Origin of the sequence: Cohnella sp., from assembly GCF_041641335.1 — a bacterium.
Lineage (GTDB): Bacteria > Bacillota > Bacilli > Paenibacillales > Paenibacillaceae > Cohnella.
This window is the reverse complement of sequence record NZ_JBEPYQ010000044.1, coordinates 15,906-33,961: the sequence shown is the minus strand read 5'-3', so window position 1 is coordinate 33,961 and position 18,056 is coordinate 15,906. Positions and strand designations below refer to the sequence as shown.

The window sequence follows — 18,056 nt, the reverse complement described above, 5'->3', positions numbered from 1 at the left end:
TTTATCGTAGATCATCTTTCAGGGCAACTTAAAGCGCTTATGGAACAGCCTCTCCAACTGTACACTAACGCTCGATCGTACGCTTCGCGCCCTCGGCGGGCCGCTGGGCTTCGGACGGCAGCGGCAGCTTCCCGGCGTGCAGCACCGAACCCGCCGGAGCCGCCGCGAAAGACTCGGCGGCCACGGGCAGCTCGACGTTCTGCTGCTTCTCCGCCATCCAGTCCGTCGCCTCGCCGAACACATGCCGGAACACGTCCTCCATGCGATCGACGGGAATGACTTTGACGCCTTCGAGCCCCTCGAAGATGGCTTGCCAGTTTTCCTTCGGAATGAGCACCGTGTCGGCTCCGGACTGGAACGCGGCTTCGACTTTGGCGACGACGCCGCCCACCGGTTTGACCGCGCCGTGAATGCTGATCTCCCCCGTCATCGCAAGCTTGTTGTCGACCGGCTGTCGGGTCATCGCGGAGGCGATCGCCACCGCCATCGCTACGCCGGCGGAAGGACCGTCCACCGGAGTTCCTCCGGGGAAGTTGACGTGCAGATCGTAATTTTCCGGCTGGAACCCGTGACTTCTGAGCACGGTCAGCACGTTGTCGAGCGAACCCTTTGCCATGCTTTTGCGCCGAAGCGTCCGCTGGCCGCCGCCCAGCTCTTCTTCTTCCACGACGCCGGTAATGTTGAACTGCCCTTTGCCCCGCTGCGCGGGAATGGCGGACACTTCGATCTCCAGCAGGGCTCCCATGCTCGGCCCGTAGACGGCCAGGCCGTTGACGAGGCCGATTTGCGGCTTGGAAGGCACTTTGCGGTCGGGCCGCGGAGGAAGCTGGCTGCTGTTGACGACCCACTCGATGTCCGCCCCGGTCAATTGCTCGCGGTTCTCGGACAAGGCGAGGCCGGCGGCCAGTTGAACGATGTTGACCGCTTCCCGGCCGTTCGTCGCGTATCTCTTGACGACTTCAAGCGCATCGGGAAGCGGCGCGAATCCGATCTTCTGAATGGCGTTCTCGGCGATCTCTGCGATCTCGTCCGGCAGCAGCGGGCGAAAATACACCTCCATGCACCGGCTGCGCAGCGCCGGAGGAAGCTCGCTCGGCGATCTTGTCGTCGCCCCGACGAGCCGGAAGTCCGCGGGAAGGCCGTTCTGGAAAATATCGTGGATGTACAGAGGAATGTTCGTATCCTCCGCATGGTAGTACGCGCTCTCCAAATACACTTTGCGGTCCTCCAGCACCTTAAGCAGCTTGTTCAGCTGGATCGGATGAAGCTCGCCGATCTCGTCGATGAACAGAATGCCGCCGTGGGCTTTCGTCACCGCGCCCGGCTTCGGCTGCGGGATACCCGCCACGCCCATCGCTCCGGCGCCCTGATAGATCGGATCGTGAACCGATCCGATGAGCGGATCCGCAATGCCGCGTTCGTCGAAGCGGGCCGTCGTCGCGTCGATCTCGGTGAACTTCGCGTCCAGCCGGAACGGTGACAGCTTGTTTTTCTTCGCTTCCTCGAGAATGACGCGAGCCGCCGCCGTCTTGCCGACCCCCGGAGGCCCATAGACGAGCACGTGCTGCGGATTGCCGCTGCACAGCGCGGCCTTAAGCGCGCGCAGCCCTTCCTTCTGTCCGACGATGTCGTCGATCGACACCGGCCTCGTTCTCTCCGCCAGCGGCTTCGTCAGAGAGATGGAGCGAAGCTTCCTCAGCTTGTCCATCTCCTTCCGCGATTCGCGGTCCACTGCGCTGCGGTTGCTCTTCTGATTGCGCAGCAAGTTCCAAAAATAAATGCCGATCACAACGGCAAAAAAAACTTGAATCAGCATCAGAATCATGCTTAAGTTCATCTGCGATCATCCTCCCCGATCCTTGCTTCCGGACGTGCCGGCCGGCAGGCGGCCATACACAAAAAAACCGACGCCCGGGCTATACTTGGTAGTATTGCCCGAATGTCGGTCCCTATAGTCATGTGATCTCCAGCAGTTCGCGGATATCGTCTTCCGTAAGCGCGGACAGCGTCGTCTCGCCCGGCCGGACGATCTCTTCGATCAGATCCTTCTTGCGCTGCTGGAGCTGAAGCATTTTCTCCTCGATCGTGCCTTGCGCCACCAGCTTGAACACTTGGACGACCTTCTTCTGCCCGATGCGGTGCGCCCGGTCCGCCGCCTGCTGCTCCACCGCCGGATTCCACCACAGGTCGAACAGCACGACCGTATCCGCTCCGGTCAGATTCAATCCCGTTCCGCCCGCCTTCAGCGAGATCAGGAAAAGCTCCCTCTCCCCACCGTTAAAGGCGTCGCACATCTCGACCCTTCTGGCGGAAGGCGTGGAACCGTCCAGATAGAAATAGGATACGTCCCGGGAGTCCAGCTCTTGCCGGATAATGTCCAGCATCGAAGTGAATTGCGAGAAGACGAGCATCCGCTTGCCGCCGGAACGGCACTCTTCGATCAGCTCGAGGAGCTGCTCCAGCTTGCCCGAGCTTCCCTCGTAGCCTTCGAGGAACATCGAAGGATGGCAGCAGAGCTGCCGGAGCCGGGTCAGCCCGGCCAAAATCTTCATCCGGTTGCGCTGGAAGCCCCCGTCCTCGGATAAATCCCGGACGACGTCCGATTGCAGCCGCTCCAGATAAGCGAGGTAAAGCCGCTTCTGAGCGGCGGACAGCTCCGACGGCTGCACGCTTTCGATTTTGTCCGGCAGCTCCTTCAGCACATCGCTCTTGAGCCTGCGGAGAATAAACGGACGTACGATCCTGGCGATTTTGTCCCGCGGGAGATCCGCGAACGACTTGCGGCTTCCGAACAAGCCGGGGAACACCGCTTCGAAGATCGACCACAGCTCGTCGAGCGAATTCTCGATTGGCGTGCCCGTCAGCGCGAACCGCTGCCCGGCTTGTAGCCGTCTCACCGCGTGGGAAGTCAGTGAAGCGTGGTTTTTGATCGCCTGCGCCTCGTCCAGGAACAGGGCGCGGAACGTCCGCTTCTCGTACCAGTCGATATCCCGCCGCAGCAGCGGATAAGACGTAATCCAGACGTTCGCTCCCTGCAGGCCGTCATCCATCAGCCCTTCGCGTTCCTGAGGGTCGCCGGCCGCGACGACCGTCCGGAGCCCCGGCGCGAACCGCTTGACTTCCCTCTCCCAGTTGTAGATGAGCGAGGCCGGACAGACGATCAACACCGGGGATGCGGCAGCAGAGCCTTCTCCCCGAGGAGCCGCCGTCTCGGAGACGATGTACGCGATGCTCTGGATCGTCTTGCCCAGCCCCATGTCGTCCGCGAGTATGCCGCCGAGGCGGTAATGGGACAGCGTCTTCAGCCAATGAAAGCCGAACTTCTGATAGTCTCGCAGCACCGGCTCCAGCCCGGACGGAACTTCGAAATCGAGGTTGTCGGGATGACGAAGATTGTCCCACAGCCGGCGCAGCGACTTCCCGACCTGAACGCCGCGGGAGGCGTTGCCGAACCGGTCCATGAGCTGGAAGCCGCGAACGGCCGGCATGCGCATCCGCGTTCCGTTCATCTCCGACTTGCGGAAGTCGAGATCCTCGAACAGCCGGGTAATGTCGCGAAAGCTTTCCCGCTCCAGAGACAGGAATCTCCCGTCGGGGAGCCGGTAAAATTTCTTCTTCTCCAGCAGGTTTCGCATCAGTCCGCGAATATCCGCTTCGTCCAGCCCTTCCATGTCGAAGGAGAATTCGAGCCAATTCGTTCCCGCATCGACGTCCAGCCTGGCCCGGGGCTCGTATTCGGCTTCCCGCATAACCGTGCGCACCGCTTCGGTCGCGTAGACTTCCACGTCGTCTCCAAGCTGGGGAAGAATGCCGTACAGAAAATCGTACATCTCGTCTTCGTGGTCCAAATAAACGTCTTTCCCGTTGAACTTGAAGGCCGCGCGTTCGATCAGCGCCATGATGCGGTTCTCCCGGTCGAGATCCCTCATGAGCAGAACGTCTTCCCTGGCGTTCTTGGTCTCCTTCTGCGGCAGCGGCGTAATGACGATGTCGTCGTACGCGTATTCCAGACGCGCCAGCAGCCGGTCGTCCTCCAAGTCCAAATACAGGCGGGCGTTAAGCGGCGGGCTGACGATCCTGTCGGCGATGTGCGGCGAGATTTCCACCCGAATCATCGCCTTCAGCTCGCGCACGACGCGATCGATGAACGATTCGATCTGCTCGGACGATATGAGCAGCCTTGTGCCCGATTCGTATTGGAACAGGTTCTTCAGTTCCGCCAATCTTCTAAGCCGGTCCGGGTCGGCGCGGAAGAGAAGACCTCCGGAGACGGCAACGCCGTAGCTGTCCAGAAACACGGTGTCGTTCAAGCCGTCGAAGACGAGCTGATAGCCGCCGCTTCCGGCTCTGTCCAGACGAGCCGTAATCGGAAGCTCCCCTTCGACCAGTTCCATCGCGTGAACGCCCATCTTGTCCTCGAAGCTGACGCTGGCCCGCTCCAGATAGGGCAGCATTCTCTCCCAGACGGCGGGAGGAACGGCCAATATTCTTTCCTCGCGGTAAGAATACGAAGACAACGAATGAAGCAAATCCTTATAAGTCTCTTCGGCATGCATCGCTTCCGTCAGCAAGCCGATCAGCGCTTCGTCATGCTCCTTGAACGCATGCTCGGAAGGGTCGTACGAGAAATGTTTGGCGAACGCCATCTGCGTGCCGCTCTCGTAGTTTTTCAGGAAATCTTTGATTTTCTGCACGACGTACATGCGGGACAGCCCGACTTTCATCGAGACGGCGAACATCGTGCGGCCGCCGAAGCTCTTCACCAGCTTGAAGGCGTATTCCGCCTCCAGCGTCCGCTTCTCCCACGCCTCGTCTTCCAGCGTCTGCAGAGAGGCTTCCGTGCGACTGCTGAGAGCCCGATCGAACAAAAAGATAACCTGCTTCGTCAGATGGACATCCTTCCCGGACATCTCTTCCTCCTCTGCAGGCAATCTCTCCTCCTCCGCCAGCTTCAGCAATACGGCGACGATATGCTTGCAATACGACAAGGGAGCGTACGCCTCGCATCCGCAGGACGCCCTTAGCTCCCCGTCCCTGCCGGTCTCCACTTCGACCTCGTATTTCTCGCGGTTAGCCCCTTTTACGGTCGCTTTGTAGCTAGCCTCGCTGCCCGACTCCATCCTGACGGCCAGTACCTGACCCGAACGAAAATAAGCTTCGCCGCGCAAATACGTCGCTTTGTCGCTCATTTCCCTGATCGATTGCTTATCGAAGACGAATTCGTTCACGCCCTTTGAACCGGCCGGCCCAGCCGCGGACGCCCGCCTTACGCCGCAGGCATCGGCGTATCCGTAGGCTTGGCGTATCCGGTTTGATATTTGCTGTCGATATGCTTGCGAATGTCCAAGTTCGACTTGCCTTGCTGCTTCAGCTGTGCCGACTCGACGGCGATCTGGACGCAGACGCCGCACCTTGTTCCATGATCGTCCCACTCGACGGTCCCGTCCTCGCGAACCTCGTGGATGAAGCAGTTCAGATTGCTCTTATGTCCCGCGCTGCCGCCGCAGCCGCAATAACACGGAATCCATTGCAAGGTGTCGTCCAGCGCCCCGGCGATCTGGTAAGCCAATCTAACCGCGTCCGGCTGCTCTTCCAGGAAGAAGGGCAGCGTATCCGACGAAGCGGTAATCTCCCTGAGATCGCCGTTAGACGCATGGGAAGCGTGCGGATGTCCCTCGCCGGAAGAGGCCTGTTCGGCTTTCCCGCAGGCGCTCATGACCAGCAGCCCGAGGCCCAGCGCCGCAACCGCCAGCTTCTTCATCTTAGCCATGTCTCCTCCCCGGTATAACTCCCGTCTCGGCATACGCCGCTGCGATCTGGTCGATTTCTTTCTTCAACTCGCTGACGAGCTTCGCCTCAGGCACTTTGCGGATCATCTCGCCGTAACGGAACAGCATGCCTTCGCCGCGCGCGCCGGCAATGCCGATGTCGGCTTCGCGAGCTTCGCCCGGCCCGTTGACCGCGCAGCCGAGAACGGACACCTTGATCGGAACCTTGAGCTTGGACAAATATTCCTCGACCTCGTTCGCCACCGCGAACAAGTCGATATCGAGCCGTCCGCAGGTCGGGCAAGAAATAAGCGTCGGCGCGTCGGTAATCAGACCGAACACCTTCAGCAGTTCCCTGGCCGCCTTGATCTCTTCCACCGGATCCGCGCTGAGCGAGATTCTCATCGTGTTGCCGATGCCGTGGTTCAGCAGGACGCCAAGCCCGGCGGAGCTCTTGATCGTGCCGGAGAACAGCGTACCGGCCTCGGTAATGCCCAGGTGGAGCGGATAACGAATCACTTCGGCCGCTTTCGTATACGCCTCGATCGCCATCGGTACGTCGGACGCTTTAAGGGAAACGATAATGTCGTGGAAATCGAGCTCTTCAAGAATGCCGATATGGAACAAGGCGCTCTCAACCATCGCATCCGCCGTCGGATAGCCGTACTTCTCGAGCAGATGATTTTCCAGCGATCCCGCGTTCACGCCGATTCGGATCGGGATGCCCCGTTCCTTGCACGCCTTGACGACCGCCTCGACTTTCTCGCGGCGGCCGATATTCCCGGGATTGATCCGCACTTTGTCGATGCCGTTCTCGATCGCCAGCAAAGCCAATCTGTAGTCGAAATGAATATCGGCGACAAGCGGGATGCCGATGCGCTTCTTGATCTCCTTGATCGCTTCGGCCGCTTCCTTATTGTTGACGGTGACGCGGACGATCTGGCAGCCCGCTTCCTCCAGCCGCTTGATCTCGGCGACGGTGGCTTCCACGTCCGCGGTTTTCGTCGTGCACATACTCTGCAAGATGACCTTGTTGTTGCCGCCGATCGTTAGGTTGCCGACTTGGACGGCGACGGTATCCGTACGTTTGTACATAAATGTTTCTCCCCTGTATACGCCAAAGTCCACCCCGCATGAGCGCGGGGTGGAACCGGCAATCTAGGCGAATTCCGCGGCGGCCGAAAGGCCTTGCGGCGGCTTCCGTCCTGCTCCCGTTACGCGCTTTCTTCTTTTTTCTTGCCTTTTTTGGTCGTGAGCTCCGGCGCCATCTTCTCCTTGATCGCCTTGGCGGTGACCAGGCAGTTGACGACATCGTCTCGCGAAGGCACCTCGTACATCACGTCGAGCATGATGCTCTCGATGATCGCCCGAAGTCCGCGGGCGCCCGTATTCCGCTTGATCGCTTCGCGGGCGATCTCCTCCAGCGCGCCGCTCTCGAATTCGAGCTTGACGTTGTCCATCTCCAGCAGCTTCTGGTACTGCTTGACGAGGGCGTTCTTCGGCTCGGACAGAATGCGGACCAAGGCCGGTTCGTCGAGCGGCTCCAGCGTGGAAATGACCGGCAGACGCCCTACGAACTCGGGGATCAAGCCGAATTTCAGCAAATCTTCCGGCTGGGCCAGAGACAAATATTCGCCCGGCTTCATATCCTTCTGTCCTTCGAGGACGGAGCTGAAGCCGATCACTTTTTTGCCGATCCGGCGTTTGATGATTTGCTCCAGACCGTCGAACGCCCCGCCGCAGATGAACAGGATGTTCGTCGTGTCGATCTGGATGAACTCTTGGTGCGGATGCTTGCGTCCGCCTTGCGGAGGAACGGAAGCGACCGTGCCTTCGAGAATTTTCAGCAGCGCCTGCTGCACGCCTTCGCCGGATACGTCGCGCGTAATCGAAGGGTTCTCGGATTTGCGGGCCACCTTGTCGATCTCGTCGATGTAGATGATGCCGCGCTCCGCCTTCTCCACGTCGTAATCCGCAGCCTGGATCAGCTTAAGCAAAATGTTCTCGACGTCTTCGCCGACATAACCCGCTTCCGTGAGCGAAGTCGCGTCCGCGATCGCGAACGGAACGTTCAGGATTTTGGCCATCGTCTGCGCGAGCAGCGTCTTGCCCGAGCCCGTCGGACCTACGAGCATGATGTTGCTCTTCTGCAGCTCGACGTCCTCGATCTTGGCTTGGGAGTTAATGCGCTTATAATGGTTGTATACGGCAACCGACAGGGATTTCTTCGCTTGCTCCTGGCCGATGACGTACTGGTCCAAAATGTTGCGGATATCTTTCGGTTTCGGAATATCCTTCAGATCGAGCTCTTCCTCGTGGCCGAGCTCCTCCTCCACGATCTCCGTGCAAAGCTCGATGCACTCGTCGCATATATATACGCCGGGACCGGCAACCAGCTTTCTGACTTGATCCTGCGATTTGCCGCAGAACGAGCATTTCAGCTGGCCTTTCTCGTCGCTGAACTTAAACATGTAAACCCTCCTTATTCAACCGCTCGGTGCTGAAAAGCGGACTTTTAAACTCGCGGGACGTTGCTGCCTATATTAGGCTTGCGGATTGTCGACGGCCGTCGGCTGCGTAATGACGCGATCGACGAGACCGTATGCCACGGCCTCTTCGGCACTCATGAAATTATCGCGATCGGTATCCCGCTCGATCTTCTCGTAAGGCTGGCCTGTGCGATCGACGTAGATCTGATTCAGCTTCTGCTTCGTCTTGACGATCCAGTCCGCGTGAATCTTAATATCCGATGCCTGACCTCTTACCCCGCCCAGCGGCTGGTGAATCATAATCTCGCTGTTCGGAAGCGCGAAGCGCTTGCCGGGCGCGCCCGCCGTCAGGAGCAAAGATCCCATGCTGGCGGCCATTCCCACGCAGATCGTGGACACGTCGGGCTTGATGAACTGCATCGTATCGAAAATTCCCATGCCGGCCGTTACCGAGCCGCCCGGGGAGTTGATGTACAAATGAATATCTTTCTCCGGGTCTTCCGCTGCTAAGAACAGCAGCTGAGCGATAATGAGATTGGCGACATCGTCGTCAATCGCGCTTCCGAGAAATATAATGCGGTCCTTCAAGAGCCTCGAATAGATGTCGTACGACCGCTCTCCGCGATTCGTTTGTTCGACGACCATAGGTACTAGCATGTTACCAACCCCTTTTCTCATTAGACGTTCGAATCTCGGTAATAGTTTAACACGTTCAAAACGGAATGTCATGTTGACGAGTCGTTTTCGGGCGAACATCGCTTCGGCGTTTCGTATGTATTCGGGGTGAAAAATAAGGCACGCGGGTTGCACGTGCCTTGTCTATGTTGCGGGAATTACTCGGATTTGCTGTTTTCTACGAGGAACTTCACGGCTTTGCGGACTTTCAGATCCGCGTTCAGGTTATCCAGGTAGCCGTTCGCCGCGAAAATGGTGCGAAGCTCATCCGCAGGGCGGTTGTACAGCTTCGACAGGTTCTCGAGCTCCTCGTTTACGTCCTCGTCGGACACTTCCAGATTTTCCGCTTTGGCGATCTCTTCGAGCACGAGGTTGCTGCGAACGCGCTTCTCGGCGTCTCCGCGCATTTGCGCCTTCAGAGCCGCTTCATCCTGGCCGCTGAATTGATAGTACAGATCCAGCGTCATGCCCTGCTGGCGCAGACGGTTCTCGAAATCCTTCAGCATGGCGCCGATCTCGGTCTCGATCATCACTTCCGGAATTTCCAGCTCGGCCGCTTCCGCTGCCTTGTCGACGATCGCCGTCTCGCGAGCCGCTTCCGCGTCCTTCGTCTTACGCTCGCCCAGCTTCTTCGTCAGGTCCGCTTTGAACTGGTCCAATGTATCGAACTCGCTGACGTCTTTGGCGAATTCGTCGTCGAGAGTCGGCAGGCTCTTGCGCTTGATCTCGTGCAGCTTCACTTTGAACACGACCGCTTTGCCGGCCAGGTTCTCCGCTTGATAGTTTTCAGGGAACGTAACGTCGATGTCTTTCTCTTCCGCGATGTTCAGGCCGACGACTTGGTCTTCGAAGCCCGGAATGAACGAACCGGAGCCCAGCTCCAAAGAATGCTTCTCGCCTTTGCCGCCTTCGAACGGAACGCCGTCCAGGAAGCCTTCGAAGTCGATCGAAGTGAAGTCTCCCAGTTGAGCCGGGCCTTCGTCAACGACGACCAGCTCCGCATGGCGCTGCTGCAGGCGCTCGAGTTCCGCGCTCACTTCTTCTTCCGTCACTTCCGCGCTCTCCGCGGGAACGACCAGGCCTTTGTACTCGCCGAGCTTCACTTCCGGCTTGACCGGAACTTTCGCTTTGAACTTGAAAGATTGGCCTTTGGAGAATTGCTCTACGTCGACTTCCGGACGATCGATCGGCTCGATGCCGACTTCGTCGATCGCTTTCGTGTAAGCTTCCGGAAGCAGGATGTCGATGGCGTCCTGATACAGGCTTTCGATTCCGAAACGGGCTTCGAAAATCGCGCGCGGCACTTTGCCTTTGCGGAAACCCGGAACGTTGACTTTCTGAACGACCTTGCGGAATGCCTTGTCCAATGCGAGAGCGACTTGCTCCGCGTCCACTTCAACTTCAAGAACGCCGAGGTTCTTCTCTATTTTTTCCCAGTTTGCTGTCATATTATGCTTTCCCCTCCGTAACATCTTGCCGCGGCATGGCGGCAATTCACATAAACCATTCCATTATAGAACAACATGGCGCTCGGTTCAAGGCGAAATCACGAATCCGTGATTTGCGGCTCCATCGCGTAGTTTCTCAACCACCGCAGCGCCTGCTCGTAACGAAAGCGCAATTCGTCCGTAATGCCGTACTGCTCCCGGATTCCTTCGTCGCCGTGCTTCGCGTGCAGCTTCTCCATCAACAGCTGGTGCAGCGCCGCGGCCCAGATGTCCGACGAGCCGTCGTCGTCCTCGGCCATGCTCTTGAAAGTCGGGGTTCCGTAGGCGAGCTCGGCGCAATCCTTCCACGTCTCTTCCGCGAAATAGGACAGCGTGGGATCCGACACCTCCGCCGACTGCTTCACCCGCTCGAGCACCTGATGCATGCCCTGGGGAAATTCCGCGAAGCTCAGAGGCGTGTCCGCCGCTTCCACGGTCAGGCTTTCCCCGTCTCTCCAGAACGCAACCGGCCCGCTTCCTCCCTGCTTCCGGATCGCTTGCAGGGCGCGGTATTGCAGAGGAGGAATATATTCCTCTCTGGCCAGCCACTGCCTGAGGGAACCGTCGATGTCGGGATGAAACACATGCTGCAGCTGCCCCAGGATGAGCATCTGCTGACCCGGATCGTCGCCGTTGTACAGGGCGGCCAACAGTTCCGGTATGTAGTTCGCGTCGGCTTGGCTTCGCTCCGACAATCTGCGCTGGAAAATCTCCTCTTCCCCTTCGTCCTCTTCGTTACCGTCGGTCTGCGGGAAAGCGTCGTAGCCCGAATCCCCTTCGAACGAAGGGAACGCGGCTTCGAGCCACCCGAGCAGCGCCTGCCACTCCGTGTGGTGCCGTTCCGCCTCCCCCTTGCACTGGAGCAGGAAGGCCAGCAAAGCTTTGGCGTCGCCGTAACGTTCCGTCTCCAGCATTTTCGTCAATTGTATTTGATAATAATCCAGCGTCTTCGGAAACAGCACCAGATTATCCTTCGGTCGATCCGTCATGTGGGCAGTTCCCCTCCGCCTGTACCGGCATTTGAATCGCGTCGTCTGAAAATTATAGCATGAACGGGGGCCAAATAAAAAACGGCCGCGCCTCTTCCTCGCTTTCTTGCGCGAAAGCGGTCGATGGGAAGCCATAATCGATCGGCTATATGACAAGACGCCCGGTTTGGCGTGGGCTGGAGTGGATTGTTCGCAATCTGTGCGAATGCACTGGCCATATATTCGCCTCCACATAAGCTATCACGTGACTTCAATCTTTGCAGTTGGGAGGTGATTGCATGAGTTACCCGGTTGGAGGCGCAGGAACCGGCCCTTGCTACGGCGGCGGCGGGATGGGCGCGGCTGCATTCGCGCTGGTGCTGTTCATTCTGCTCGTCATTATCTTGCGTGCCGGTGCTGGCATCTGGTAAGGGCTACACCTCCCTATCTGCGCAGGAGACATCTCGAATCCCAAGCTGGATGGCGAATGTTGCTTAACCATGCAAAAGCGCCTTCAGCGTCCTTAGGACGGTGAATGCGTTTTGTCGGAGACGCGTTCTGAATCGTGAGAAATCCCCGCCGCGGCGATCGTCCGCAGCGGGGATTTGCTCGCTGCGGAGGTTTGCTCGTTAACGAAACTATCCGCTCCGCAACTGAACTCGAGAGGGGCGACTTTCTTCGGCTTGGATTGGGCGAACCGCAACGCGACGATCCTCGTCTGCCAAAGATGCACGCACATCTCTTGGTTCATGTCGGAACCCGCTTCGGAGAAGCGATAGATCCTTGTGCCGCGACTTGCGTCCGCGAGCCTCGGCAAGACGGCAAAAAGCCCATAATCCCGAGCGTTCGGGTTATGGGCTTTTTCATCTATCGTTGCATGAAGGATGTGTCTACGATATGGCGTCCCAGGAGGGATTCGAACCCCCGACCGACGCCTTAGAAGGGCGTTGCTCTATCCAGCTGAGCTACTGAGACACGCAAAAGTATATTAGCACACATCCCCGCGTTGCGCAACCTCTTTTTCCCTTTCGGATTGTGCCGTTTGAAAACGGTCCTGCGACGAGCTAAGATCAATTAAGACCGCACTAATCGCCGCATCCCCCTGCTCGACAGTGAAGACGGCCGATTCAAGCGGGACTACTTTAATTAAGATTGCAGGTGATCATCATGACAATTCGACAAGCCGAGAGCGGCGACGCGCCGGCTCTTGCCCGCCTTATTCTGCTGGCCGTACAGGACATCGCGTACCAGTTGACCGGGGAAGACGACGAGGGAGATGTTCTGCGCCGGCTGGAAGCGTTCATCGACTCCGAGGGCAACCGGTTCAGCCGCTCGTGCATTCTGGCGCTGGAAGAGGACGGACGTCCCGCCGGGATGATTTTGTGTTATCACGGCAGCGACGCCCGCCGATTGTATGAGCCCGTTCTGGAGCATCTGCGCCGCAAGGGCGGAGATCCCTCCGTGACGATCGACGACGAGGCGGACGAGGACGAATACTACATAGACGCCATCGCCGTGGATCCGTCGCATCAAGGCAAAGGGTATGCCAAACGGCTCATCGCGGCGGCCGAGGGCCGGGCCAAGGAGCTCGGCTGCGACAAAATCGCGCTGAACGTCGATCAGACGAACGAAGGCGCGCACGCGCTGTATGTCAAGCTTGACTATCGCGCGGACAAGGAAATCCAGATACACGGCAAACCGTACTGGCACATGGTGAAAAGTTTGGCTTAAGCTTCACCGGAGCTCTTCACTCGGCCTCGATCCAGGTGACCTGCTTGGCCTTCAGCGCGGCCTTCCATTCCGGAGGCGCGGGGACGTCGCTGACGACGAGGTCGATATCCTGCAAGTCGGCGATCTTGAACAGCTGGGCTTGTCCGAACTTCGTCTTGTCGGCGACGACGACCGTCTGCTTGGCATGCTCGATGATTTTGCGGGCGAGCATTCCTCTCGGGGTGTCGAAGCCGGTCAGCCCGCGTTCGACCGTCAAGCCGTCGACCGAAATGAACGCTTTGTCGACATAGAAAAGCTCGGCCATCTGCACCGCCACCGTTCCCGTCGAACGGGACTGTGACGCGTCGATCTCCCCGCCGATGAAGTAGATTTTGCCGCCGAACAACCCTCGGTTCGCATAGTCGATCAGCTTGCACATGCCGGCGACGCAGATCGTCAGCACCGTCATGTTTTTTCGCCCCACAATGCTGTCGATCATCGGCAGCGTCGTCGTGCCGTCGTCGATGAAGATGGCATCCCCGTCTTCGACAAGCGTCGCCGCCGCCAGTCCGATTCGGCGCTTCTCCTCGGAATTGATCGCTTCCCTTTTCAGATAGGCCGGCTCTTCCCGCGCTTCGTCCGGCTTCATTGCCCCGCCGTAGACGCGCTTCAGCTTGTTGTCCGCCTCGAGCTCCTCCAAATATTTGCGGATCGTCTCCGACGACACCTTCAGCTCGTTGACGAGATCGTAGGTTCTGACTTTGCCTTCCAAGTTCAATTGCTGCAAAATATAGGCTTTGCGCTCTTCCCCGATCAACGACATCGGTTAACCTCCATCCCTGCATAAAGCCGCGAATGCGCGGTTAGGTACAGCGTACACTACCCGGCAAGCGCTGTAAATCGCCGAAAACACAAAAGAAACCGCCCCGCAGAGAGCAGGGCGGGGCGGCTTCGGAGCCCATCAGCCTTTGATGATTCGATCGGGAACGACCGGATTGTTCTGGCCGGAATGCGCATGGTTGATTTTAAGCGTCTCCTCGACGAAATCTTCGCCTTTTTTGGCAATCTGGTTGCCTTTGTTTTTCTTGAATTGTTCCGCCACTTCGGTTCTCACCTCCCCTGCCGCAAAACGTTCATCGATTCGATATGTCGTTTCGTCTCCGCGGTTCCGAGCTCGTGCAGCATGCGGTAAATCTCCATGAACAACGCGTCGTAGGTCTCGTTCTCGGGCGAATCGGACACGAGCGGAGAATCGCTGTAGTCGAAAATCTCGTCCTCTTCCGCATCCTGGGCTTCCTGGAACAGCTCCTCAAGCTTGTCGATCTCCGCCTCGGTAGCCCGGATCGAGAACTCGAAAGATGCCGCTCCGCGATCCGTCAAAATTTGTCCGGGTCCCACCGCGACGTAATAAGTCCTTCTGCCGCCATCCCGCGTATCGGCGTCGTTCATGCGCCATCGGACTCCTTTCCCCCGTTAACGGGTCGTAGTCTCCACGTATTTTCTCCTCATGGACATACATCTTATGCCTTTTTTCGCATATCCATCTTAGTGTGTGTTCAAGAAGACCGGTTTTCGGCGCCGCAGAGGCGAACCGGCTGAATTCAAGATTCGAAAAGAGGGGAAGACCGATGTGCGGAATTACCGGATGGGTGGACTGGACCGCGGATTTGACGAAGCAGGCCGATACAATCGAGAAAATGACGGAGACGCTCGAACAACGCGGACCGGATGCAAGCGGCACGTGGCTTTCCCGCTATTGCGCTTTTGGACATCGGCGATTGTGCGTAATGGACCCCGCGGGCGGAGCCCAGCCGATGGTTCGTCCAGCCAGAGGCTCGGACAGCCACGACTGCGTGCTTGTGTATAACGGAGAGCTGTACAACGCGCCGGAGCTTCGCAAGGAGTTGGAATCGCTCGGCTACCGATTCCGCACGACGTGCGACACGGAGGTGCTGCTGCAAGCGTACGTGGAATGGGGACCGGACAGCGTCGACAGGCTCAACGGCATTTTCGCGTTCGCGGTATGGCATACGGCGGAGCAAAAATTGTTTATGGCCAGAGACCGGCTCGGCGTCAAGCCGCTGTTCTATCGCCGCGAGGAAGGGCGGCTGCTGTTCGGCTCGGAGCCGAAGGCGATTCTGGCCCATCCCGGCGTGGAGGCCGCGATCGACGCGGAAGGCTTGGCGGAGCTGTTCGTCATCGGTCCGGCGCGCACGCCCGGCCACGGCGTATGGAAAGACATTTACGAGCTGAAGCCCGGGCACTGTCTGCTGTACGACCGCAACGGCATGAAGCAGTATGCTTACTGGCAGCTGCACAGCGCGGAGCATGAACAGAACGTCGAGCAGACGGCCGAAGCGGTTCGCGAGCTGCTCGCGGACACGGTCGAACGGCAGCTCGTCTCCGACGTGCCGATCTGTACGCTGCTGTCCGGCGGACTCGACTCCAGCGCGCTGACGGCGCTTGCGGTCGACTACTACAAGAGAACTGGGCAGGGCCAGGTTCATACGTTCTCGGTCGATTACGTCGACAACGACAAGCATTTTCAAGCGCACGATTTTCAGCCGAACGCGGACGCGCCCTGGATCAAGCGGATGAACGACTATTTGTCGACGGCTCACCATCCGAAGCAGTTCGATACGCCGGAGCTCGCGGGAGCGCTCGACGTCGCGGTGCTGGCCAAGGATTTGCCCGGCATGGCGGACATCGATGCTTCCTTGTATTTATTTTGCCGGGAGATTAAAAAAGAAGCGACGGTGGCGATATCGGGCGAGGCGGCCGACGAAATCTTCGGAGGTTATCCGTGGTTTCATCGGGAAGAGGCGCTTAAGGCGGAGACGTTCCCTTGGTCTCTGGCGACCGACCTGCGGGCCGGCCTGTTATCCCCGGAGCTCAGAACGAAGCTCAGGCCGCGGGAATATTTGGCCGACCGCTACGCGCAAGCCGTCGCCGAAGTACCGCACCTTCCGGGCGAGGATGAGGACCGCCGGCGGATGCGGCGCATGTCGTATTTGAATATTACCCGGTTTATGCCCACCTTGCTCGACCGCAAGGACAGAATGAGCATGGCCGTCGGCCTCGAAGTCCGGGTGCCCTATTGCGATCACCGGCTCGTGCAGTACGTGTTCAACATCCCTTGGGAGATCAAGACGGCGGGCATGCGCGAAAAAGGCATCCTCCGCAAGTCGCTCGAGGGCGTGCTGCCGAACGACGTGCTCTACCGCAAGAAGAGCCCTTACCCGAAGACGCACAACCCGAACTACTTGGCTGCCGTGCGCGGCCGGCTGCTGGAGCGGCTGGACGATCCGTCCTCTCCGCTGCTTCCGCTGATTGACGCAAGCCGCATCCGCGAGCTCGCCGCGGCGAGCGACGCCAGTTCCCACATCCCGTGGTTCGGCCAGCTCATGTCCGGCCCTCAGCTGTTCGCCTACTTGCTGCAGGTCGATTTCTGGCTGCGGCATTATAAAGTGAAGCTGGTGCTGTAGGAAAGGAGCTAATCCCCTTAACCGGAGATTAGCTCCTTTCGTTTACGTCTTGCCTTCAAGCAGCGCTAGCAGCTTCTTCAGAGCCTGCCCGCGGTGGCTGATCGCGTTCTTCTCCTTCAGCGTCAACTCGGCCATGCCGCGCTTCTGCGAAGGCACCCAGAACAGCGGATCGTAGCCGAATCCGCCGTCGCCGCGCGGGAGATTCAGGATCCGCCCCTCGACGTAACCTTCCGCTGCCGCCTTGCTCTCATCCGACGGATCGTACAGAACGAGCGAGCAGGCGAACCTGGCCGAGCTCAGCGTGGCGAACCGTTCCCCCGCTTCCGGCAGCGGAACGACCGGCGCTCCGATCCGCTCCAGCTCGCGAAGCAGCTTCGCATTGTTCGCGGCATCGTTCCCCGGCTCGCCGGCGTAACGCGCGGAGTATACGCCGGGCGCTCCGTCCAACGCATCCACGCACAGGCCGGAGTCGTCGGCGAGCACCGGCATTCCGACCAAAGCGGCGACTTCCTTCGCCTTGATCGTCGCGTTCTCTTCGAATGTCGTTCCCGTCTCCTCGATATCCGGAATGCCTTCGACCTCGTTCAAATCTTTGACTTCGACCCCGATCCGGAGAAATGCCTCGCGAAACTCCTTCGTCTTCCCCCGGTTCCTCGTCGCGATCAGCAGCGTATCTCCTTGGCGAATCACCGCTTGCCACCGCCGATCCGCGCTCCGGCTTCTCCCAGCGTCTCCTTCTGCAGCTCGATCAACCGGCGAATGCCTGCTTCCGCCAATCCGAGCATCTGATCCAGCTCCTGCCTGGTGAACGGTGCTTCCTCTCCCGTGCCCTGGACTTCGACGAAAGCGCCCGCTCCCGTCATAACCACGTTCATGTCGACCTTCGCCTTCGAGTCCTCCTCGTAGTTCAGATCGACGACCGGCAGATCCTGAATGACCCCGACGCTGACGGAAGCCAAATAATCCGTCAACGGATATTTATCGAACGAAACCGTGCCCGACAGCTTATGTATCGCCAACGCCAGCGCGATATAGGCGCCCGTAATGGAAGTCGTTCTAGTCCCGCCGTCCGCCTGAAGCACGTCGCAGTCGAGCGTAATCGTCCGTTCTCCAAGCGCGTGCAAATCGACTACGGAGCGCAGAGCCCGTCCGATCAAGCGCTGGATTTCCATCGTCCTTCCGGTCAGCTTGCCCTTGGCCGCTTCCCGCTGGTTACGGGTATGCGTCGCCCGGGGAAGCATGGCGTATTCCGCCGTTACCCAGCCTTTGCCCTGCCCTTTCAGGAACGGGGGCACTCTCTCTTCGACGGATGCCGTGCATAATACTTTCGTGTTCCCGACTTCGATGAGCACGGATCCCTCCGCGTATTTATTCGGGTGAAGCGCAACTGCGAACGGCCGCAGGTCGCGATCTTGTCTGCCATCGGATCTCATTGGTTAACCTCCCAAGTACTCAATCTCACCCATTTTACCAG

At 58.9% G+C, this 18,056-nt stretch carries 17 protein-coding genes and 1 tRNA gene; 3 read left to right on the top strand and 15 right to left on the bottom strand.

Annotated features, from left to right (window positions below; genetic code table 11):
* Positions 1–64: 64 nt before the first annotated feature.
* The 8 genes from lonB to ACESLM_RS15735 form a co-directional block, all read right to left on the bottom strand.
* Positions 65–1,837 (bottom strand): ATP-dependent protease LonB, encoded by a 1,773-nt coding sequence (lonB, locus tag ACESLM_RS15770; protein ID WP_372632534.1) that lies wholly within the window; start codon positions 1,835–1,837, stop codon positions 65–67.
* Between the two features lie 118 nt (positions 1,838–1,955).
* On the bottom strand, positions 1,956–5,228 hold the full coding sequence (locus ACESLM_RS15765; RefSeq protein WP_372632533.1) for a DEAD/DEAH box helicase: 3,273 nt from the start codon (positions 5,226–5,228) through the stop codon (positions 1,956–1,958).
* A gap of 38 nt (positions 5,229–5,266) precedes the next feature.
* On the bottom strand, positions 5,267–5,761 hold the full coding sequence (locus ACESLM_RS15760; protein ID WP_372632550.1) for a PCYCGC motif-containing (lipo)protein: 495 nt from the start codon (positions 5,759–5,761) through the stop codon (positions 5,267–5,269).
* Position 5,762: 1 nt separating this feature from the next.
* Positions 5,763–6,863 (bottom strand): flavodoxin-dependent (E)-4-hydroxy-3-methylbut-2-enyl-diphosphate synthase, encoded by a 1,101-nt coding sequence (gene ispG / locus ACESLM_RS15755; RefSeq protein ID WP_372632532.1) that lies wholly within the window; start codon positions 6,861–6,863, stop codon positions 5,763–5,765.
* Between the two features lie 119 nt (positions 6,864–6,982).
* Entirely contained in the window at positions 6,983–8,239 is a 1,257-nt protein-coding gene (clpX, locus tag ACESLM_RS15750; protein WP_372632531.1) for an ATP-dependent protease ATP-binding subunit ClpX, read from the bottom strand.
* 72 nt (positions 8,240–8,311) lie between these two features.
* The gene (clpP, locus tag ACESLM_RS15745) at positions 8,312–8,914 is read right to left on the bottom strand and encodes an ATP-dependent Clp endopeptidase proteolytic subunit ClpP (protein WP_094045618.1); all 603 of its coding nucleotides are present in this window, start codon (positions 8,912–8,914) and stop codon (positions 8,312–8,314) included.
* Positions 8,915–9,090: 176 nt separating this feature from the next.
* Positions 9,091–10,380 (bottom strand): trigger factor, encoded by a 1,290-nt coding sequence (gene tig / locus ACESLM_RS15740; protein ID WP_372632530.1) that lies wholly within the window; start codon positions 10,378–10,380, stop codon positions 9,091–9,093.
* A gap of 98 nt (positions 10,381–10,478) precedes the next feature.
* Entirely contained in the window at positions 10,479–11,408 is a 930-nt protein-coding gene (locus ACESLM_RS15735; protein ID WP_372632529.1) for a hypothetical protein, read from the bottom strand.
* Between the two features lie 278 nt (positions 11,409–11,686).
* Here ACESLM_RS15735 and ACESLM_RS15730 point away from each other — a divergent pair, with 278 nt between their 5' ends.
* The gene (locus tag ACESLM_RS15730; protein ID WP_094045614.1) at positions 11,687–11,818 is read left to right on the top strand and encodes a sporulation protein YjcZ; all 132 of its coding nucleotides are present in this window, start codon (positions 11,687–11,689) and stop codon (positions 11,816–11,818) included.
* A 92-nt stretch (positions 11,819–11,910) separates the two neighbouring features.
* Here ACESLM_RS15730 and ACESLM_RS15725 read toward each other — a convergent pair whose 3' ends face one another.
* Both ACESLM_RS15725 and ACESLM_RS15720 read right to left on the bottom strand, forming a co-directional pair.
* On the bottom strand, positions 11,911–12,138 hold the full coding sequence (locus ACESLM_RS15725; RefSeq protein WP_372632528.1) for a hypothetical protein: 228 nt from the start codon (positions 12,136–12,138) through the stop codon (positions 11,911–11,913).
* Positions 12,139–12,285: 147 nt separating this feature from the next.
* Positions 12,286–12,362: transfer RNA gene (locus tag ACESLM_RS15720), tRNA-Arg, on the bottom strand.
* Between the two features lie 192 nt (positions 12,363–12,554).
* Between ACESLM_RS15720 and ACESLM_RS15715 the strand changes: the two genes are divergently transcribed.
* Complete coding sequence (locus ACESLM_RS15715) at positions 12,555–13,118, top strand: GNAT family N-acetyltransferase (protein WP_372632527.1); 564 nt, start codon at positions 12,555–12,557, stop codon at positions 13,116–13,118.
* Between the two features lie 16 nt (positions 13,119–13,134).
* On the opposite strand, the gene ACESLM_RS15710 is transcribed toward ACESLM_RS15715, so the two are convergent.
* The 3 genes from ACESLM_RS15710 to ACESLM_RS15700 form a co-directional block, all read right to left on the bottom strand.
* The gene (locus tag ACESLM_RS15710; protein ID WP_372632526.1) at positions 13,135–13,920 is read right to left on the bottom strand and encodes a DeoR/GlpR family DNA-binding transcription regulator; all 786 of its coding nucleotides are present in this window, start codon (positions 13,918–13,920) and stop codon (positions 13,135–13,137) included.
* A gap of 138 nt (positions 13,921–14,058) precedes the next feature.
* Complete coding sequence (locus tag ACESLM_RS15705; RefSeq protein ID WP_372632525.1) at positions 14,059–14,199, bottom strand: hypothetical protein; 141 nt, start codon at positions 14,197–14,199, stop codon at positions 14,059–14,061.
* Positions 14,200–14,207: 8 nt separating this feature from the next.
* A complete protein-coding gene (locus ACESLM_RS15700) occupies positions 14,208–14,546 on the bottom strand; it encodes a hypothetical protein (protein WP_372632524.1) in 339 nt (112 codons plus the stop codon).
* A 179-nt stretch (positions 14,547–14,725) separates the two neighbouring features.
* Between ACESLM_RS15700 and asnB the strand changes: the two genes are divergently transcribed.
* The gene (asnB, locus tag ACESLM_RS15695) at positions 14,726–16,582 is read left to right on the top strand and encodes an asparagine synthase (glutamine-hydrolyzing) (RefSeq protein WP_372632523.1); all 1,857 of its coding nucleotides are present in this window, start codon (positions 14,726–14,728) and stop codon (positions 16,580–16,582) included.
* 42 nt (positions 16,583–16,624) lie between these two features.
* Here asnB and ACESLM_RS15690 read toward each other — a convergent pair whose 3' ends face one another.
* On the bottom strand, positions 16,625–17,272 hold the full coding sequence (locus tag ACESLM_RS15690) for an XTP/dITP diphosphatase (RefSeq protein WP_372632522.1): 648 nt from the start codon (positions 17,270–17,272) through the stop codon (positions 16,625–16,627).
* Positions 17,269–18,015 (bottom strand): ribonuclease PH, encoded by a 747-nt coding sequence (gene rph, locus ACESLM_RS15685; protein ID WP_372632521.1) that lies wholly within the window; start codon positions 18,013–18,015, stop codon positions 17,269–17,271. The genes ACESLM_RS15690 and rph overlap by 4 nt, the downstream gene beginning before the upstream one ends.
* Between the last annotated feature and the right edge of the window lie 41 nt (positions 18,016–18,056).

Bases quoted from the DNA above. Each gene is read 5' to 3' on its own strand.
- ACESLM_RS15715 (WP_372632527.1), top strand. From the start codon at position 12,555: ATGACAATTCGACAAGCCGAGAGCGGCGACGCGCCGGCTCTTGCCCGC.
- clpP (WP_094045618.1), bottom strand. From the start codon at position 8,914: ATGCTAGTACCTATGGTCGTCGAACAAACGAATCGCGGAGAGCGGTCG.
- ACESLM_RS15725 (WP_372632528.1), bottom strand. From the start codon at position 12,138: ATGAACCAAGAGATGTGCGTGCATCTTTGGCAGACGAGGATCGTCGCG.
- ACESLM_RS15760 (WP_372632550.1), bottom strand. From the start codon at position 5,761: ATGAAGAAGCTGGCGGTTGCGGCGCTGGGCCTCGGGCTGCTGGTCATG.
- ispG (WP_372632532.1), bottom strand. From the start codon at position 6,863: ATGTACAAACGTACGGATACCGTCGCCGTCCAAGTCGGCAACCTAACG.
- ACESLM_RS15710 (WP_372632526.1), bottom strand. From the start codon at position 13,920: ATGTCGTTGATCGGGGAAGAGCGCAAAGCCTATATTTTGCAGCAATTG.
- ACESLM_RS15735 (WP_372632529.1), bottom strand. From the start codon at position 11,408: ATGACGGATCGACCGAAGGATAATCTGGTGCTGTTTCCGAAGACGCTG.
- ACESLM_RS15730 (WP_094045614.1), top strand. From the start codon at position 11,687: ATGAGTTACCCGGTTGGAGGCGCAGGAACCGGCCCTTGCTACGGCGGC.
- tig (WP_372632530.1), bottom strand. From the start codon at position 10,380: ATGACAGCAAACTGGGAAAAAATAGAGAAGAACCTCGGCGTTCTTGAA.
- rph (WP_372632521.1), bottom strand. From the start codon at position 18,015: ATGAGATCCGATGGCAGACAAGATCGCGACCTGCGGCCGTTCGCAGTT.
- asnB (WP_372632523.1), top strand. From the start codon at position 14,726: ATGTGCGGAATTACCGGATGGGTGGACTGGACCGCGGATTTGACGAAG.
- clpX (WP_372632531.1), bottom strand. From the start codon at position 8,239: ATGTTTAAGTTCAGCGACGAGAAAGGCCAGCTGAAATGCTCGTTCTGC.
- lonB (WP_372632534.1), bottom strand. From the start codon at position 1,837: ATGAACTTAAGCATGATTCTGATGCTGATTCAAGTTTTTTTTGCCGTT.
- ACESLM_RS15700 (WP_372632524.1), bottom strand. From the start codon at position 14,546: ATGAACGACGCCGATACGCGGGATGGCGGCAGAAGGACTTATTACGTC.